This window comes from Variovorax sp. P4_B11 (assembly GCF_056402355.1).
Map to the genome: position 1 here is coordinate 1 of NZ_JBFUHO010000006.1, position 13,701 is coordinate 13,701.

General features: G+C 67.3%; 17 protein-coding genes. 4 read left to right on the forward strand and 13 right to left on the reverse strand.

The window, feature by feature from the left end; all coding sequences use genetic code 11:
• From ftsY to rpoH, 3 genes are all read left to right on the forward strand, one after another.
• Window positions 1–990, forward strand: a 990-nt coding sequence (gene ftsY, locus AC1DYD_RS08180) for a signal recognition particle-docking protein FtsY (RefSeq protein ID WP_478172252.1), incomplete at its 5' end; no start/stop codon positions are given.
• 76 nt (window positions 991–1,066) lie between these two features.
• Entirely contained in the window at window positions 1,067–1,528 is a 462-nt protein-coding gene (locus AC1DYD_RS08185) for an Mpo1 family 2-hydroxy fatty acid dioxygenase (protein ID WP_478172253.1), read from the forward strand.
• Window positions 1,529–1,642: 114 nt separating this feature from the next.
• Window positions 1,643–2,584 carry an RNA polymerase sigma factor RpoH gene (gene rpoH, locus AC1DYD_RS08190; protein WP_478172254.1) on the forward strand — a complete coding sequence of 314 codons (942 nt, stop codon included), beginning with the start codon at window positions 1,643–1,645 and terminating at the stop codon, window positions 2,582–2,584.
• A gap of 199 nt (window positions 2,585–2,783) precedes the next feature.
• Here the strand turns inward: rpoH and AC1DYD_RS08195 are convergent, their stop codons facing one another.
• The 6 genes from AC1DYD_RS08195 to AC1DYD_RS08220 form a co-directional block, all read right to left on the reverse strand.
• Window positions 2,784–3,626 (reverse strand): DNA alkylation repair protein, encoded by an 843-nt coding sequence (locus tag AC1DYD_RS08195; protein WP_478172255.1) that lies wholly within the window; start codon window positions 3,624–3,626, stop codon window positions 2,784–2,786.
• Window positions 3,627–3,749: 123 nt separating this feature from the next.
• Window positions 3,750–4,355, reverse strand: coding sequence for an SCO family protein (locus AC1DYD_RS08200; protein WP_478172256.1), 606 nt, complete (start codon window positions 4,353–4,355; stop codon window positions 3,750–3,752).
• A gap of 8 nt (window positions 4,356–4,363) precedes the next feature.
• Entirely contained in the window at window positions 4,364–5,269 is a 906-nt protein-coding gene (gene cyoE, locus AC1DYD_RS08205; protein WP_478172257.1) for a heme o synthase, read from the reverse strand.
• Window positions 5,266–6,453, reverse strand: a complete 1,188-nt coding sequence (locus AC1DYD_RS08210; protein ID WP_478172258.1) for a COX15/CtaA family protein — start codon at window positions 6,451–6,453, stop codon at window positions 5,266–5,268. Before AC1DYD_RS08210 ends, cyoE begins: the two co-directional genes overlap by 4 nt.
• A gap of 7 nt (window positions 6,454–6,460) precedes the next feature.
• On the reverse strand, window positions 6,461–7,186 hold the full coding sequence (locus AC1DYD_RS08215) for an SCO family protein (protein WP_478172259.1): 726 nt from the start codon (window positions 7,184–7,186) through the stop codon (window positions 6,461–6,463).
• Complete coding sequence (locus tag AC1DYD_RS08220; RefSeq protein ID WP_478172260.1) at window positions 7,128–7,955, reverse strand: SURF1 family protein; 828 nt, start codon at window positions 7,953–7,955, stop codon at window positions 7,128–7,130. Before AC1DYD_RS08220 ends, AC1DYD_RS08215 begins: the two co-directional genes overlap by 59 nt.
• 36 nt (window positions 7,956–7,991) lie before the next feature.
• Here AC1DYD_RS08220 and AC1DYD_RS08225 point away from each other — a divergent pair, with 36 nt between their 5' ends.
• Complete coding sequence (locus tag AC1DYD_RS08225) at window positions 7,992–8,213, forward strand: twin transmembrane helix small protein (protein WP_478172261.1); 222 nt, start codon at window positions 7,992–7,994, stop codon at window positions 8,211–8,213.
• 71 nt (window positions 8,214–8,284) lie between these two features.
• Here the strand turns inward: AC1DYD_RS08225 and AC1DYD_RS08230 are convergent, their stop codons facing one another.
• The 7 genes from AC1DYD_RS08230 to AC1DYD_RS08260 form a co-directional block, all read right to left on the reverse strand.
• On the reverse strand, window positions 8,285–9,166 hold the full coding sequence (locus tag AC1DYD_RS08230; protein WP_478172262.1) for a cytochrome c oxidase subunit 3: 882 nt from the start codon (window positions 9,164–9,166) through the stop codon (window positions 8,285–8,287).
• Between the two features lie 51 nt (window positions 9,167–9,217).
• Window positions 9,218–9,427, reverse strand: a complete 210-nt coding sequence (locus AC1DYD_RS08235) for a DUF2970 domain-containing protein (RefSeq protein ID WP_478172263.1) — start codon at window positions 9,425–9,427, stop codon at window positions 9,218–9,220.
• Window positions 9,424–10,056, reverse strand: coding sequence for a cytochrome c oxidase assembly protein (locus AC1DYD_RS08240; protein WP_478172264.1), 633 nt, complete (start codon window positions 10,054–10,056; stop codon window positions 9,424–9,426). Before AC1DYD_RS08240 ends, AC1DYD_RS08235 begins: the two co-directional genes overlap by 4 nt.
• A 19-nt stretch (window positions 10,057–10,075) precedes the next feature.
• On the reverse strand, window positions 10,076–10,186 hold the full coding sequence (locus AC1DYD_RS08245) for a cytochrome oxidase small assembly protein (protein ID WP_286539281.1): 111 nt from the start codon (window positions 10,184–10,186) through the stop codon (window positions 10,076–10,078).
• A 13-nt stretch (window positions 10,187–10,199) separates the two neighbouring features.
• Window positions 10,200–11,837 carry a cytochrome c oxidase subunit I gene (ctaD, locus tag AC1DYD_RS08250; protein ID WP_478172265.1) on the reverse strand — a complete coding sequence of 546 codons (1,638 nt, stop codon included), beginning with the start codon at window positions 11,835–11,837 and terminating at the stop codon, window positions 10,200–10,202.
• A gap of 36 nt (window positions 11,838–11,873) precedes the next feature.
• Window positions 11,874–13,052, reverse strand: a complete 1,179-nt coding sequence (gene coxB / locus AC1DYD_RS08255; RefSeq protein WP_478172266.1) for a cytochrome c oxidase subunit II — start codon at window positions 13,050–13,052, stop codon at window positions 11,874–11,876.
• Between the two features lie 67 nt (window positions 13,053–13,119).
• Entirely contained in the window at window positions 13,120–13,596 is a 477-nt protein-coding gene (locus AC1DYD_RS08260; protein WP_478172442.1) for a DUF2244 domain-containing protein, read from the reverse strand.
• Between the last annotated feature and the right edge of the window lie 105 nt (window positions 13,597–13,701).

Consider the following 13,701-nt stretch of genomic DNA (forward strand, 5'->3'; position numbering starts at 1 on the left):
GAGCCGGTGCCGGTTCCCGAGCCGGTGCCGGTTCCCGCGCCGCCGCCTGTACCGCCGCCGCCTCCCGCGCCCGCCGCTGCACCCGCCCCCGAGCGCAGCGGCTGGCTCGGCAAGCTCAGGAACGGCTTGCGCAAGACCGGCAACTCGATCACCGCCGCCTTCGTCAATGCCCAGATCGACGACGCGCTGTACGAGGAGCTCGAAGAAGCGCTGCTGATGGCCGACACCGGCGTCAAGGCCACCGAACATCTGCTGGAAGACCTGCGCCGCCGCGTCAAGAGCCAGATGGCGACCGACGCGGCGCAGGTCAAGCTGCTGCTGGCCGACGCCATCACGGACCTGCTGCAGCCGCTGGAGAAGTCGCTGGTGATCGGCGAGCACACACCGACCGTGATCATGGTCGCCGGCGTCAATGGTGCCGGCAAGACCACGTCGATCGGCAAGCTCACCAAGCACCTGGCCAACGAGGGCGCCTCGGTGCTGCTGGCGGCGGCCGACACCTTCCGTGCTGCGGCGCGCGAGCAGCTGCTGGTCTGGGCCGACCGCAACACGGTCGAGATCGTGAGCCAGGAAGGCGGAGACCCGGCCGCCGTGAGCTTCGACGCGGTCAACGCGGGCAAGGCACGCGGCAAGGACGTGGTGCTGGTCGACACCGCCGGCCGGTTGCCGACCCAGATCCACCTGATGGACGAGCTCAAGAAGATCAAGCGGGTCGTCAACCGGGCCGACCCCACGGCGCCGCACGAGGTGCTGCTGGTGATCGACGGCAACACCGGCCAGAACGCGCTGGCGCAGGTCAAGTCCTTCGACGAGGCACTGGGCCTGACCGGCCTGGTCGTGACCAAGCTCGACGGCACGGCCAAGGGCGGCGTGCTGTGCGCGATCGCGCGCGAGCGGCCGATCCCGGTCTATTTCATCGGTGTCGGCGAAAAGCTCGAAGACCTGGAAACCTTCAACGCCCGGGAATTCGCCCAGGCCCTGCTCGGCTAGCCCGGCGAGGTTTGTGCGCCTGGGGGCGCTCTGGCATCATGGTCGGTGCCCGCCAAGAGGCCCCCAGGAGACCCGCATGGACACCGCAGCCGCCCCGCTCGCCGACGCCGACCGCAAGGTCGATCGCCTGCTCGCCCACTACGGCGAGAGCCACCGCCATCCGACCAACGAGGCGATCCACATGGTCGCCATCCCGGCGATCATGCTGAGCATCGTCGGGCTGCTGTTCGCCCTCCATCCCTGGGTCGCCTACGCCTTCGTCGCCGCCAGCCTGGTCTACTACGCGACCCTGCGCTCCCCGGCCTTCCTGGCGACCATGCTCGTCGGCACGGTCGCGCTGCTGGCGCTGGTGCATGCGATGGGCGGCCTTGTCTTGCCGGTGTCCGCCGTCATCTTCGTGGTGGCCTGGATCTTCCAGTTCATCGGCCACAAGATCGAAGGCAGGAAACCTTCCTTCTTCGAAGACATCCAATACCTCTGGGTCGGCCCGCTGTTCGTGCTGTCCAAGGTCTTCGAGCGTCTCGGCATCCGCTGGTAGGCCCGCCGGACAGGCCCGCCGGCTATCGACCCCATAGAAAATAAGGGGGAACCCTTAGCTTAGCACTCCCTCCAATCGAGTGCTAATATGGCTATGAACGAAGGAGTTTCCCCAATGACAACACTGTCTGGAGCCTCTGCCAACCAGCTTGCCGTCGCCAACCCGTGGTCGATGGTGCCCTCGCTGGGTAACTTGGACGCCTACATCTCTGCAGCCAACCGGCTGCCGCTGCTGACGCTCGAAGAAGAGCAGGGCTTTGCGCGCAAGCTGCGCGACGACAACGATCTCGAAGCCGCCGGTGCGCTCATCTTGTCGCATCTGCGTCTTGTTGTATCCATCTCTCGCCAATATCTTGGTTACGGGCTGCCGCATGGCGACCTGATCCAGGAAGGCAACGTCGGCCTCATGAAGGCCGTCAAGCGCTTCGATCCCGACCAGGGCGTGCGGCTGGTCAGCTACGCCATGCACTGGATCAAGGCCGAGATCCACGAGTACATCCTGAAGAACTGGCGCATGGTCAAGGTCGCGACGACCAAGGCCCAGCGCAAGTTGTTCTTCAACCTGCGCTCCATGAAGCAGGGCTTCAAGGCCGATTCGGCCGCAGCGGACGGCGGCACCCACCGCGACACGCTGAGCCCGGACGAGGTTTCGCAGATGGCGACCCGGCTCAACGTGAAGCCCGAGGAAGTGCTCGAGATGGAAACCCGGCTCTCGGGCGGCGACGTGCTGCTCGATCCGAGCCCGTCCGACGACGGCGACGAAGGCTTCGGCCCGATCGCCTACCTGGCCGACGCGACGCAGGAGCCAACCGCCCAGATCGAATCGCGGCAACGCGACCGGTTGTCGACCGATGGCATCTCGACCGCACTGGAGGCTTTGGACGACCGCAGCCGCCGCATCGTCGAAGAGCGCTGGCTCAAGGTCAACGACGACGGCTCGGGCGGCATGACCTTGCACGACCTGGCCGCGGTCTATGGCGTGAGCGCCGAGCGCATTCGCCAGATCGAAGTGGCGGCCATGAAGAAGATGAAGAAGGCCCTGGCCGAATACGCCTGAGCGCCTCCACCCGCGAAAAAGCCCGGCCCGCGCCGGGCTTTTTCGTTGTCAGTGCACCACCAAGTGATCGCGTGACCCGCGACGCATGAAACCGGCGCAGCCAAATGCCAGGGATACCGCGGAACCGGCTTTGCCGGGCCGCTGGTATCGCCCCCCTTGAGGGGGGAGGCGCCGCAGGCGCTTCGGGGGGTGTTTCATCCTAGGCCGCCTCGGGCGCCCGCTTCGCCAGCGTCCTCGATGCCCGGCGCGCGATGTAGCGGGTTTCGGCCGCATCGCTTTCGGCCAGCCAGCGCACGCAGGTCGCTTCTACCCAGTCCGGCTGCGTCCGGCTGGCGTCGTTGAGCCAGTTGGCGACCGAGTTCTGGACGTAGCGGCTGCTGTCCGCCTTCAGCGGCTCCAGCAGCGGCAAGGCCAGCCAGGGCTCGGCCTTGAGGCGCTCGATCTGGGCGCACCAGACGCCGCGCGGACGGGTCAGTTCGCTGGCGAAGCGGCGGATGTTCGGGTCCGGGTCGGCGGTCCAGGGCTGCAGCAGCGCCAGGGCCTGCTCGAGCGAGCGGATGGTCGCTTCGCGCACGCCCATCCAGGCCATCTCGCGGACGCCGAAATGCGGATCGGCGGCAAAGCGGCGAGCCGCCGCCAGCTGCTCGGGCAGCGCCAGCCCCGACATCGGGATCCACTGCGTCGCCCAGCAGCGCGCCACGTCGCTCGGGTGGGTGGCCAGCCGGTGCGCCACCGCATCGCGCTCCGGATGCACCGCCGTCAGGTCGTAGAGCGCCCGCGCGACGTGGCCGTGCCGCTGCATCGGCTTGAAGGCGCCCAGCATCGCGAAGGTGTCGAGCAGGCGCTCGCTGGCCGCATCGAGCCCGATCTGCGCGGCCACGCCGCGCGCCAGCCGGGGCAGTTCCAGCGCCATGAACTCGTTGAGGTTGACAGTCTCGATCAGGCCGTCGTTGAGCGCCTCCAGCACCTCCGGCGGGATCAGCGCGATGCGGAAGGCTCCCTTGCGCTGCTTCAGGTGATCAAGCGAGACCACGGCGCACATCAGGCAAGCTCCGCTCTCCGCACTGCGGTGCGGGCTTGCTTGGGGCGGCCCGGCGCGGCGCTCATAAGGCAACCTCCGTGCTTCGCACTGCGGTGCGAGCGCCTTCGGGCGGCCGGGCGGCGCTCATGACTTGAGCAGGACCTTGAGATCCTCGACCATCGGCGCCACGCCGGCGCCATAGCGCGCATACAGGCGCAGCCGGCCTTGCGGGTCGTAGACGAAGCTCGCCGCCGAGTGGTCCATCGAGTAGCTGGTCGGCGTCTTGCCGTCGACCTTCTTGAAGTAGACCTTGAAGTCCTTGGCCAACGCCGCGAGCTGGTCCGGCGTCGGGATCAAGGCGATGAAGGACGGGTCGAAGGCCCCCATGTAGGCCTTCATGACCTCCGGCGTGTCGCGGGCCGGATCGACCGTGACGAACACCACCTGCAGCTTGTCGCCGTCGGCGCCCAGCTGCTGCCTGACCTGCGCCATCTCGCTCATGGTGGTCGGGCAGACATCGGGGCACTGGGCGTAGCCGAAGAACAGCACCACCGCCTTGCCCTTGAAGTCGGCCAGCGTGCGCAGCTTGCCGTCGGCGTCGGTCAGGGAAAAATCGCGGGCGTAGTCGGCGCCGGTGATGTCGACCGCGTGGAAGCTGGGCTTGGCCTCGGTGCAGGCCGCGAGGTGCAGGCCGGCGACCGCGGCGACGCCGGTCCAGGCCAGGGTCCGGAGCGCTTGCCGCTTGTTCATGGATGGGGTCATTGGAGGTAGTGGTCGACCAGCAGCCCCGCGAACAGCACGCTCAGGTGGATCAGCGAGAAACGGAAGGTCTTGCGCGCCAGCGCATCGGAGTAGTTGCGCCACAGCGCGAAGGCATAGCCGGTGAAGCCGATGCTGACGCCGATCGCGACCACCAGGTACAGCCACCCGCTCATGCCGTAGATGAAGGGCATCAGGCAGGCCGCGAACAGGATGAAGGTGTAGAGCAGCACCTGCAGCCGCGTGAATTCGTTGCCATGCGTCACCGGCAGCATCGGCAGGCCCGCCTTGCGGTAGTCCTCGACCCGGTACAGGGCCAGGGCCCAGAAGTGCGGCGGCGTCCACAGGAAGATGATCAGGAACAGGATCAGCGCCTCGGGACCGACATCGCCGGACATGGCGGCCCAGCCGAGCACCGGCGGCATCGCGCCCGAGGCGCCGCCGATCACGATGTTCTGCGGCGTCAGCGGCTTCAGGATCACGGTATAGACCACCGCGTAGCCGACGAAGGTGGCGAAGGTCAGCCACATGGTCAGCGGGTTGACCGTGAACCAGAGCAGCGCCGAGCCGGCCGCGCACAGCGCCGCCGAGAAGATCAGCGCCTGCTTGTCGCTCAGCTGCCCGCGCGCGGTCGGCCGCCAGGCGGTGCGCTTCATCTTGGCGTCGATGCCCTTCTCGACCAGGCAGTTGAAGGCGGCCGCGGCACCGGCGACCAGCCAGATGCCGAGGCAGGCCAGCGCGCCCTGCTGCAGGTCGGCCCAGGTCGGCACGCCGGGCACGGCGAGCACCATGCCGATCAGGGCGCAGAAGACGATCAGTTGAACCACCCGCGGCTTGGTCAGCGCATAGAACTGACGCAGCACGCTGGCGGTGGTCTGGGCGGGGACGGAAACGGGGGCGCTCATCGGGCCACCTCCATGGTAGGTATGCGTCTGCCGGCGCCGGCGGCGCTGTGTGCGCCCGCGCGACGGCTTTCGCAGAGGGTCCAGGTCAGCACCACCGCCAGCGCGGCGGCGCCGCCGGTGTGCAGCAGCGCCGCCGCGAGCGGCCAGCCGAGCAGAACGTTGCCGAGGCCGCTGGCAAGCTGCAGCAGCGCGAGACCGCCGAGCCAGCGCGCCTGGGCCCGCAGCGGCGCGACGCGGCGCAGCCGCCAGGCCAGCAGGCCGAGGGCGACGAACACGAGATAGGCCATCAGCCGGTGCGCATAGTGGATCGCGGTGAGCGCGGTGAAATCGATCGGGGCGCCGGCGCCGGTCTCGCCCAGATGGCGCCAGATCTCGAAGCCTTGCGCGAAGTCCATCGGCGGCCACCAACTGTCCTGGCAGATCGGGAACTGCGTGCAGGCCAGGACGGCATAGTTGGTGCTGACCCAGCCGCCCAGCGCAATCTGCAGGCCCAGCAGCACGGTGGTGGCGATCAGCAAGGTGCGCAGCGCCGACGGCAGGGCCGTCGGCAGGCGCTGCAGCGCCGCCTGCTGATAGCGCACCGCCTGGATGCACAGCAGCGCCAGCAGCACGACCGCGCCCATCAGGTGCAGCGTGACGATGGCGGGGAACAGCTTCCAGGTCACGGTCAGGGCGCCGAAGGCACCCTGCAGGCAGACCCAGGCCAGCGTGGCCGCCGGCCACCAGGCGCTCAGCGCGCGCTCGCCGCGATGGTCGGCCTGTCGCTGGCGACGGCGCACCACCCAGGTGGCGATCGCCAGCACCAGGATCAGGAAGCCGACGCCGGTGGCCAGGTAGCGGTGGACCATCTCGACCCAGGCCTTGCCGTGGGTCACGGGCCCGGTCGGTTGGGCGGCCTGCGCCATCGCGATGTCGTGGCGGGCGCCGACCGGACTGGCATTGCCATAGCAGCCGGGCCAGTCGGGGCAGCCCAGGCCCGAATCGCTCAGGCGCGTGAAGGCGCCGAACAGGGTCAGGTCGAAGGTCAGGAACAGGGTGAGCACGGTCAGCGCATGCAGCCGGCGCGCGGCACCGGCGCCGGCATTGCGGCGCCAGACCCAGACCAGCGGGCCGAGGGCCAGCAGCACGCCCACCGCCAGCAGCCAGGCGATCGGCTTGAGGTCGTAGAGCGAACTGGCGTCCATGGCGGAATCAGCGACCGGCCTCGTCCCAGGACGAGGAAGCGCGCAGCAGGCGGTCGAGGTCGCGCTTGCCCCGGCTGGCGCCGGCGGCATCCATGCGGGCCGGGAAGCGCATCATGAGGTTGCCCAGCGGGTCGACCACGAAGAGGTGCTCCGCCGGCGCATGGCCCGCGACCGCGGGCAGCCATCTGGCGATGTCGGCCGCCGGCAGGCGCAGCACGGTCGCGCCGCGCAAGCCGTTGGCCAGGCGCTCGGGCAGCGGCTGGTCGTCGCTGACCAGCCAGACGCGGTCGAGCCGGTCTTTCTCGCGCCCCAGGCTCTCGCGCAACTGGCGCTGCAGGTAGAGCTGCTGCTCGCAGAGGGCGTCGCAAGCGGCATCGGCCACCGACAGCAGCAGCCACTGGCCCTTGAGCGAAGGCAGGCGCAGCGTCTTGCCGTCCGGCAGTGTGGCCGCGACGTTCGGCAGCGGGCGCTGAGGATCGATCAGCTCGCCGTAGACGCTCCGGCTTTCGGGACGCACCACGTAGTAGGTGAAGTAGGAAGCGATCACCGGCGCCGCGCAGCACAGCAGCACGAAGACCATCTTCCATCGGCCCTGGACCGTTCGCCGGCCCTCGGCGCCCGCCAGCGCCTGGCGCGGCGACGGCATCGAGTGCACGGTCAGGCCGAGCGGCTCGTCAGCCGCGGCGGGCAAGGCGTGCGCGGCGGAAGGGGGCGATGAGTTGGAACCAGACATAGAGGAGTACCACGAGAGCCGAGAGGCCGAACCACTGGAATGCATAGCCGTAGTGCTTTTCGACACCCAGCGCGGGGGCCGGCCAATCGCGCTGCAGGCCCTCGGAAGCCGGCCCGATCTGCTGCAGCGAGACGTCGGTCCGCAGCGGCAGCCCGGTTTCGGCGCGGAACGCTTCGAGACCGAGATTCTGCCGGATGCGCGAAGACCCCACGGCTTCAGGCGTGGCGGCGCTCGCAGGCGCCGGCGCCGACGCGGCGGACGCCGGCGCATCGGCCTTGCCCAGCTCGAGCAGGTGGGCCGGCGGCGGCGCGATCCGGGCCGTGACCTCGACCAGGCCGCTCGGCGTCTCGACAGCGCCCAGCTGGGCCCGGTCGGTGAAGTTGCGCTGGATCCAGCCGCGCTGGATCAGGACGGTCTGCTCGGTGCCTTCGAGGGCGAAGGGCGTCAGCACGTAGAAACCCGGCACGCCGTGCATCTGCCGGTTGTCGAGATAGACCGTGTGCGGCGACAGCCAGAGCCCACGCAGGCGAACCGGGCGGTGCATGGCGGCAGAGGCGTCTCCGAGGGCCAGGAATGCCTGCTGGTCGAGCGGCGGAAGGCTCTTTCGCGCGTCGATCTCGGCCTGGATGGCTTCCTTCTGCGCCGCGCGCGACAGCTGCCAGCGGCCCAGCGAGACCGTGGCGGCGAGCGTCAGCAGAGCGACCGCGGTGACGAACCAGAAGCGGCCGGCGCGCCGGGGACGGTCCGGTTCCCCGAAGTCCGCGTTCAAGGGAGGGGGCGGCGCTGGCGGCCGATAATGTGGCTCATGAAATATCTTGTCGGCCTCGCCTTCCTGGGCATCCTGGCGAGTCTTGCGGTGGCGCTGTTCTTCATGCTGAGGGACGGGCGCGACGGCCGCGCCAAGAGCGGCGGCATGGCGCGCGCGCTCACTGTTCGGATCGGTCTTTCGGTCCTTTTGTTCCTCTGCGTCCTGCTGGCGTGGAAGCTCGGCTACATCCAGCCAGGGGGCCTGCCGATCGGCAAGTAGATGATGCTCGTTCCAGGAGAACCATGAAAAAAGCGCCTTGCGGCGCTTTTTTGTTGTGCCGTCGCCGATGCTCAAAGCCAATAGACCAGGAAGTACAGGCCGAGCCACACCACGTCGACGAAGTGCCAGTACCAGGCCGCGCCCTCGAAGCCGAAATGGCGCTCCGGCGTGAAATGGCCCCGGCGCAGACGCAGCGTGATGAAGAACAGCATCAGCATGCCGATGAACACGTGCAGCCCGTGGAAGCCGGTCAGCATGAAGAAGGTCGAGCCGTAGGCGCCCGAGCTCAGCTTGAGGTTCAGCTCGGTGTACAGGTGGTGGTATTCGTAGCCCTGGACGCTCAGGAAGCTGAAGCCGAGCAGCACGGTCAGCCACATGAAGCGCACGCTCTGGGCGCGATGGCCGGCACGCAGCGCATGGTGGGCGATCGTCAGCGTGACGCCGGAGCTCAGCAGCAGCGCGGTGTTGATGGTCGGCAGCCAGAACGGGCCGACGGTCTGGAAGGGCTCGACGGTGCCGGCCGGCGAGCCGGTCACGCCGACGGCCGCGGTCGGCCAGACCGCCTTGAAGTCGGGCCACAGCAGCGCGTTGTCGAGGCTGCCGAGCGAAGGCAGGGCGTGGGTGCGGGCCCACCACAGCGCGGTGAAGAAGGCGCCGAAGAACATCACCTCGGAGAAGATGAACCAGCTCATGCTCCAGCGGAACGAGAGGTCGACCTTGTGGCCGTACAGGCCGCCTTCGCTTTCGCGGATCGAGGTTCTGAACCAGACGAAGAGCGTGCCGAGCCAGATGATCATGCCGGCCAGCAGCGACCAGGCGCCCCACTGGTGGCCGTTGATCCACTGGGCCGCGCCCAGGATGACGAAGAGCAGGCCGGTCGCGGCCATGACCGGGTAGGCCGATGGCGCGGGCACGAAGTAGTAAGGCGTGCTGCCGTGGGTGGTTGAGCTCATATCAGGTCCTGGTTTTCTTCTCTGGCTTCATTTTCTGTGGGATTCTGTTCATCAGGCGGTGGCCACCCAGCGCACCAGCAGAATCAGCGCGGCCACGAACAGGGCGACGGCCACGAAGGCCACGGCGATGATGTGCAGCGGGTTGACCTTGGCGAGATCGTCCTGGTAGGCGCTCTTCTTGCGGATGCCGAGGAACGACCAGCCCACGGTCCTCACCGTGCGCCACAACGAGCCCTTGCGTGCGACATCCGGCGAGCTCATGAACGCGGCTCCGTCGCGGGCACGGCGACTGCCGCATTGGCGGCCACCGGCGCCGCCGGCGTCTTGCCGCCGACCTCGAAGAAGGTGTACGACAGCGTGATCGTCTTCACGTCCCTGGAGATCTTCGGGTCGATCACGAAGGCGACCGGCCACTGCTTCTTCTCGCCGGCGTCGAGCGTGTACTGGTTGAAGCAGAAGCACTCGAGCTTGTTGAAGTACGGCGCGGCCTGCTGCGGCGCATAGCTCGGGATCGCCTGGGCCGCCATGCGGCGGTTCTGCACGTTCTGGAACTCGTACATCACGGTGTTGAGCTGGCCCGGATGGACTTCCATCGAACGCTGCGCGGGCTTGAAATCCCAGAGGCCGCGCACGTTGGCATCGAACTCGACCGTGATGGTGCGGCTCATGTCGACCTGGGTGTTGTCGGGCACGCGGACCTTGTCGCCGCCGCTGGCGCCGCCCGGCACCTGCAGCTCCGACAGGGCCAGGATATTGATGCCGGTCATCTCGCAGATGGCGCGATAGAGCGGCACCAGCGCATAGCCGAAGGCGAACATGCCGGCCGCGACAACGGCCAGCTTGCCGACCATGCGGACGTTCTCGCGGCGGATGCGTTGACCGATGCCCATGGTGATGCAGTCCCCGGCCCTAGCGGCCGATCCAGACCATGCGAACGATGAAGCCGATGAAGAACAGCACCGCGATCGAGGCCAGCGTGAGCCCCATGCGGCGGTTGTTCCTCTTCTGTTCGGGAGTCATCTCGTGCTGCGCGTCAGCCGATCACCTTGGTCGCGGTGGGGTCCAGCCGCGGCGGGGTCTCGAAGGTGTGGAACGGTGCCGGCGAGGGGACTTCCCACTCGAGGCCTTCAGCGGCTTCCCAGGGCTTCTGCGGAGCCTTCTCGCCCTTGCCCATCATGGTCGGCAGGGCGATGAAGAAGAAGAAGTACACCTGGGCCAGGCCGAAGGCGAAAGCGCCGACGCTGGCCACCGCATTGAAGTCGGCGAACTGCATCGGGTAGTCGGCATAGCGGCGCGGCATGCCCGCCAGGCCCAGGAAGTGCATCGGGAAGAAGGTGATGTTGAAGGAGATCAGCGACCACCAGAAGTGGATCTTGCCGCGTGCTTCGTTGTACATCACGCCGGTCCACTTCGGCGCCCAGTAGTAATAGCCCGCGAACATCGCGTACAGCGAGCCGGCCACCAGCACGTAGTGGAAGTGGGCAACGACGTAGTAGGTGTCCTGCAGCTGGGTGTCGATCGGCGCGACTGCCAGGATCAGGCCGGTGAAGCCGCCCATCGTGAACACGAAGATGAAGCCGACCGCGAACAGCATCGGGGTCTCGAAGGTCATCGAGCCCTGCCACATGGTGGCGACCCAGTTGAAGATCTTCACGGCCGTGGGCACGGCGATCAGCATGGTCGCGTACATGAAGAACAGCTGGCCGGTGAGCGGCATGCCGGTCGTGAACATGTGGTGCGCCCAGACGATGAACGACAGGATCGCGATCGACGAGGTCGCGTAGACCATCGAGGCGTAGCCGAACAGCTTCTTGCGCGAGAAGGCCGGCACGATCTGGCTGATGATGCCGAAGGCCGGCAGGATCATGATGTAGACCTCGGGGTGGCCGAAGAACCAGAAGATGTGCTGGTACATCACCGGGTCGCCGCCGCCGGCGGGGTTGAAGAAGCTGGTGCCGAAGTGGCGGTCGGTCAGCGTCATCGTGATGGCGCCGGCGAGCACCGGCATCACGGCGATCAGCAGGTAGGCGGTAATGAGCCAGGTCCAGCAGAACATCGGCATCTTCATCAGCGTCATGCCGGGGGCGCGCATGTTCAGGATGGTGACGATGATGTTGATCGAGCCCATGATCGACGAGGCGCCCATGATGTGCATCGCGAAGATGCCGGCGTCCATCGAGGGGCCCATCTGCAGGGTGAGCGGCGCGTAGAGCGTCCAGCCCGCGGCGGGTGCGCCGCCGGGCATGAAGAACGAACCCACGAGCATCAGCGCCGCCGGGATCAGCAGCCAGAAGCTGAAGTTGTTCATGCGCGCGAACGCCATGTCGGATGCGCCGATCTGCAGCGGGATCATCCAGTTTGCGAAGCCCACGAAGGCCGGCATGATGGCGCCGAACACCATGATCAGGCCGTGCATGGTGGTGAACTGGTTGAACAGCTCGGGGTTCACCAGCTGCAGGCCGGGCTGGAACAGCTCGGCGCGGATCAGCAGCGCGAGCACGCCACCGACCATCAGCATCGTGAACGAGAACAGCAGGTACAGCGTGCCGATGTCCTTGTGGTTGGTCGCGAACACCCAGCGGCGCCAGCCGGCCGGCGCGCCGTGGTGGTCGTCGTGGGCATGGTCGTCGTGACCGTGTGCGTGGCCGTGGGGGTCGAGGACTGCGCTCATCTTGGTATTCCTTGCAAACTCTTCGTGGGCGCCGGCTTACTTGGCGCGCTCGGCCAGCACTTCGGACGGCTGGACCAATTGACCGGTCTTGTTCGACCAGGCGTTCTTGGTGAAGCTCACGACCGCAGCGATATCGGTGTCGCTGAGCTGCTTCCAGGCCGGCATCGCGCCGTTGTTCTGACCATTGAGCACCACGTGAACCTGCTTCTGGTGATCGGCGTCGAGCACGGTCGGGGAACCGTCGAGCGCCTTGATCGGGCCGGCGCCGCGGCCATTGGCCTGGTGGCAGGCCGCACAGTTGGCGGCGTAGACCTTCTCGCCGCGGGCCAGCAGGTCGGGCAGGGTCCAGACCTTGGTCGGATCGTCCTGCTTGGCGGCGGCTTCCTTGCGCTTGCCGTCGACCCAGGCGGTGTAGTCGGCCGCGGCCAGCACCTTCACGTGGATCGGCATGTAGGCGTGCTCCTTGCCGCAGAGCTCCTGGCACTGGCCGTAGTAGTCGCCGACCTTCTCGGCCCGGAACCAGGTGTCGCGCACGAAGCCGGGGATCGCATCCTGCTTGACCCCGAGCTGCGGCACCGCGAAGGCGTGGATCACGTCGTTGGCGGTGGTGATGATGCGGATCTTGGCGTTGACCGGCACCACCAGCGGGTTGTCGACCTTCAGCAGGTAGTCGTCCGGAATGTCGCCGCGGGCGCCGGCATTGGACATCGCGCGCTGCGAGCTGTCGAGCGTCGAGATGAAGGACAGGCCCTCGCCTTCGCCCTTGAGGTAGTCGTAGCCCCACTTCCACTGATAGCCGGTGGTCTTGATCGTGAGGTCGGAGTTGGTGGTGTCCTTCTGGGCCACCAGCACCCGGGTCGCCGGCAGCGCCATCAGGATCACGATGAGGAAGGGCACGATGGTCCAGATCACCTCGACCACCACCGATTCATGGAAGTTGGCCGCCTTGTGGCCGACCGACTTGCGGTGCTTCCAGATCGAATAGAACATGACCGCGAACACCGCGACGAAGATGACCGTGCAAAGCACCATCATCACCGTGTGAAGGAAGTGCTGCTCCTGCGAGATCTTCGTGACACCGAAGGGCAGGTTCAATTGACGAACCGACGGGCCGCCGGGCAGGTCGTTGACTGCGTGCGCCGCGCCGCTGAACGCCGCGCCGGCCGCCAGCAGCAGATTCGCCGGCCAGATCTTGTTCCGCCAATTGCTCTTCATCGTGTTCACTTCTTCGTTTCCTGTTAACCCCACCGGTCCCCACGGTGCGACATCGCGTGTCGCCCCCTCAGGCGCTGCGCAATGCCATGCGAATCTCGCGCGCCAGCGCCGCACGCAACTCCGGGCGCACATAGCGCCCCACCCTGACCGAACGACCCTGACCCGAGACCTCGATCAGCGAGCGATCGCTGTCCCGGGGCTCGACCCGCACCTGGTGCGGCAAGAATTCCGTGCGCTCATAGTGCCCACCGCTCTCGAGTTCGACCACCAGCCTGCCGCCCTGCAAGGCGATCTTCTCGCCATCGGTCGCGTGCCGCGCATAAAGCACGAACGCAAACCCGACCGCAGCGAGTTCGAGCCACGCAAACGGCAGCACGAGCCGCGCGCCGTTCAGCCAGAAGACCATTCCGATGCCGAGCGACACCACGCAGAGCGACGCGTACAGCCAGCCGAGCTGGCTCGGCGTGACCGAGCAGTTGCGCTTCAGGAACCAGTGGATGCTCTGGCCGGAAACAGTGGCAAAACGAAACACGGAATTCGACACGGGCGAGTTCAGCAAATCGGTGCGTCGACACGCTGTCAAACTGGGGTCGGACAGGCCTCGATCACGGGACAATACCCGGGAGTTCACGCAGCGGCGAATTGTAGC

What these genes read in the sequence shown, in the direction of transcription:
- AC1DYD_RS08185 (WP_478172253.1), top strand. Translation starts at nt 1,067, where the DNA reads ATGGACACCGCAGCCGCCCCGCTCGCCGACGCCGACCGCAAGGTCGAT.
- rpoH (WP_478172254.1), top strand. Translation starts at nt 1,643, where the DNA reads ATGACAACACTGTCTGGAGCCTCTGCCAACCAGCTTGCCGTCGCCAAC.
- AC1DYD_RS08195 (WP_478172255.1), bottom strand. Translation starts at nt 3,626, where the DNA reads ATGTGCGCCGTGGTCTCGCTTGATCACCTGAAGCAGCGCAAGGGAGCC.
- AC1DYD_RS08200 (WP_478172256.1), bottom strand. Translation starts at nt 4,355, where the DNA reads ATGAACAAGCGGCAAGCGCTCCGGACCCTGGCCTGGACCGGCGTCGCC.
- cyoE (WP_478172257.1), bottom strand. Translation starts at nt 5,269, where the DNA reads ATGAGCGCCCCCGTTTCCGTCCCCGCCCAGACCACCGCCAGCGTGCTG.
- AC1DYD_RS08210 (WP_478172258.1), bottom strand. Translation starts at nt 6,453, where the DNA reads ATGGACGCCAGTTCGCTCTACGACCTCAAGCCGATCGCCTGGCTGCTG.
- AC1DYD_RS08215 (WP_478172259.1), bottom strand. Translation starts at nt 7,186, where the DNA reads ATGTCTGGTTCCAACTCATCGCCCCCTTCCGCCGCGCACGCCTTGCCC.
- AC1DYD_RS08225 (WP_478172261.1), top strand. Translation starts at nt 7,992, where the DNA reads ATGAAATATCTTGTCGGCCTCGCCTTCCTGGGCATCCTGGCGAGTCTT.
- AC1DYD_RS08230 (WP_478172262.1), bottom strand. Translation starts at nt 9,166, where the DNA reads ATGAGCTCAACCACCCACGGCAGCACGCCTTACTACTTCGTGCCCGCG.
- AC1DYD_RS08235 (WP_478172263.1), bottom strand. Translation starts at nt 9,427, where the DNA reads ATGAGCTCGCCGGATGTCGCACGCAAGGGCTCGTTGTGGCGCACGGTG.
- AC1DYD_RS08240 (WP_478172264.1), bottom strand. Translation starts at nt 10,056, where the DNA reads ATGGGCATCGGTCAACGCATCCGCCGCGAGAACGTCCGCATGGTCGGC.
- AC1DYD_RS08245 (WP_286539281.1), bottom strand. Translation starts at nt 10,186, where the DNA reads ATGACTCCCGAACAGAAGAGGAACAACCGCCGCATGGGGCTCACGCTG.
- ctaD (WP_478172265.1), bottom strand. Translation starts at nt 11,837, where the DNA reads ATGAGCGCAGTCCTCGACCCCCACGGCCACGCACACGGTCACGACGAC.
- coxB (WP_478172266.1), bottom strand. Translation starts at nt 13,052, where the DNA reads ATGAAGAGCAATTGGCGGAACAAGATCTGGCCGGCGAATCTGCTGCTG.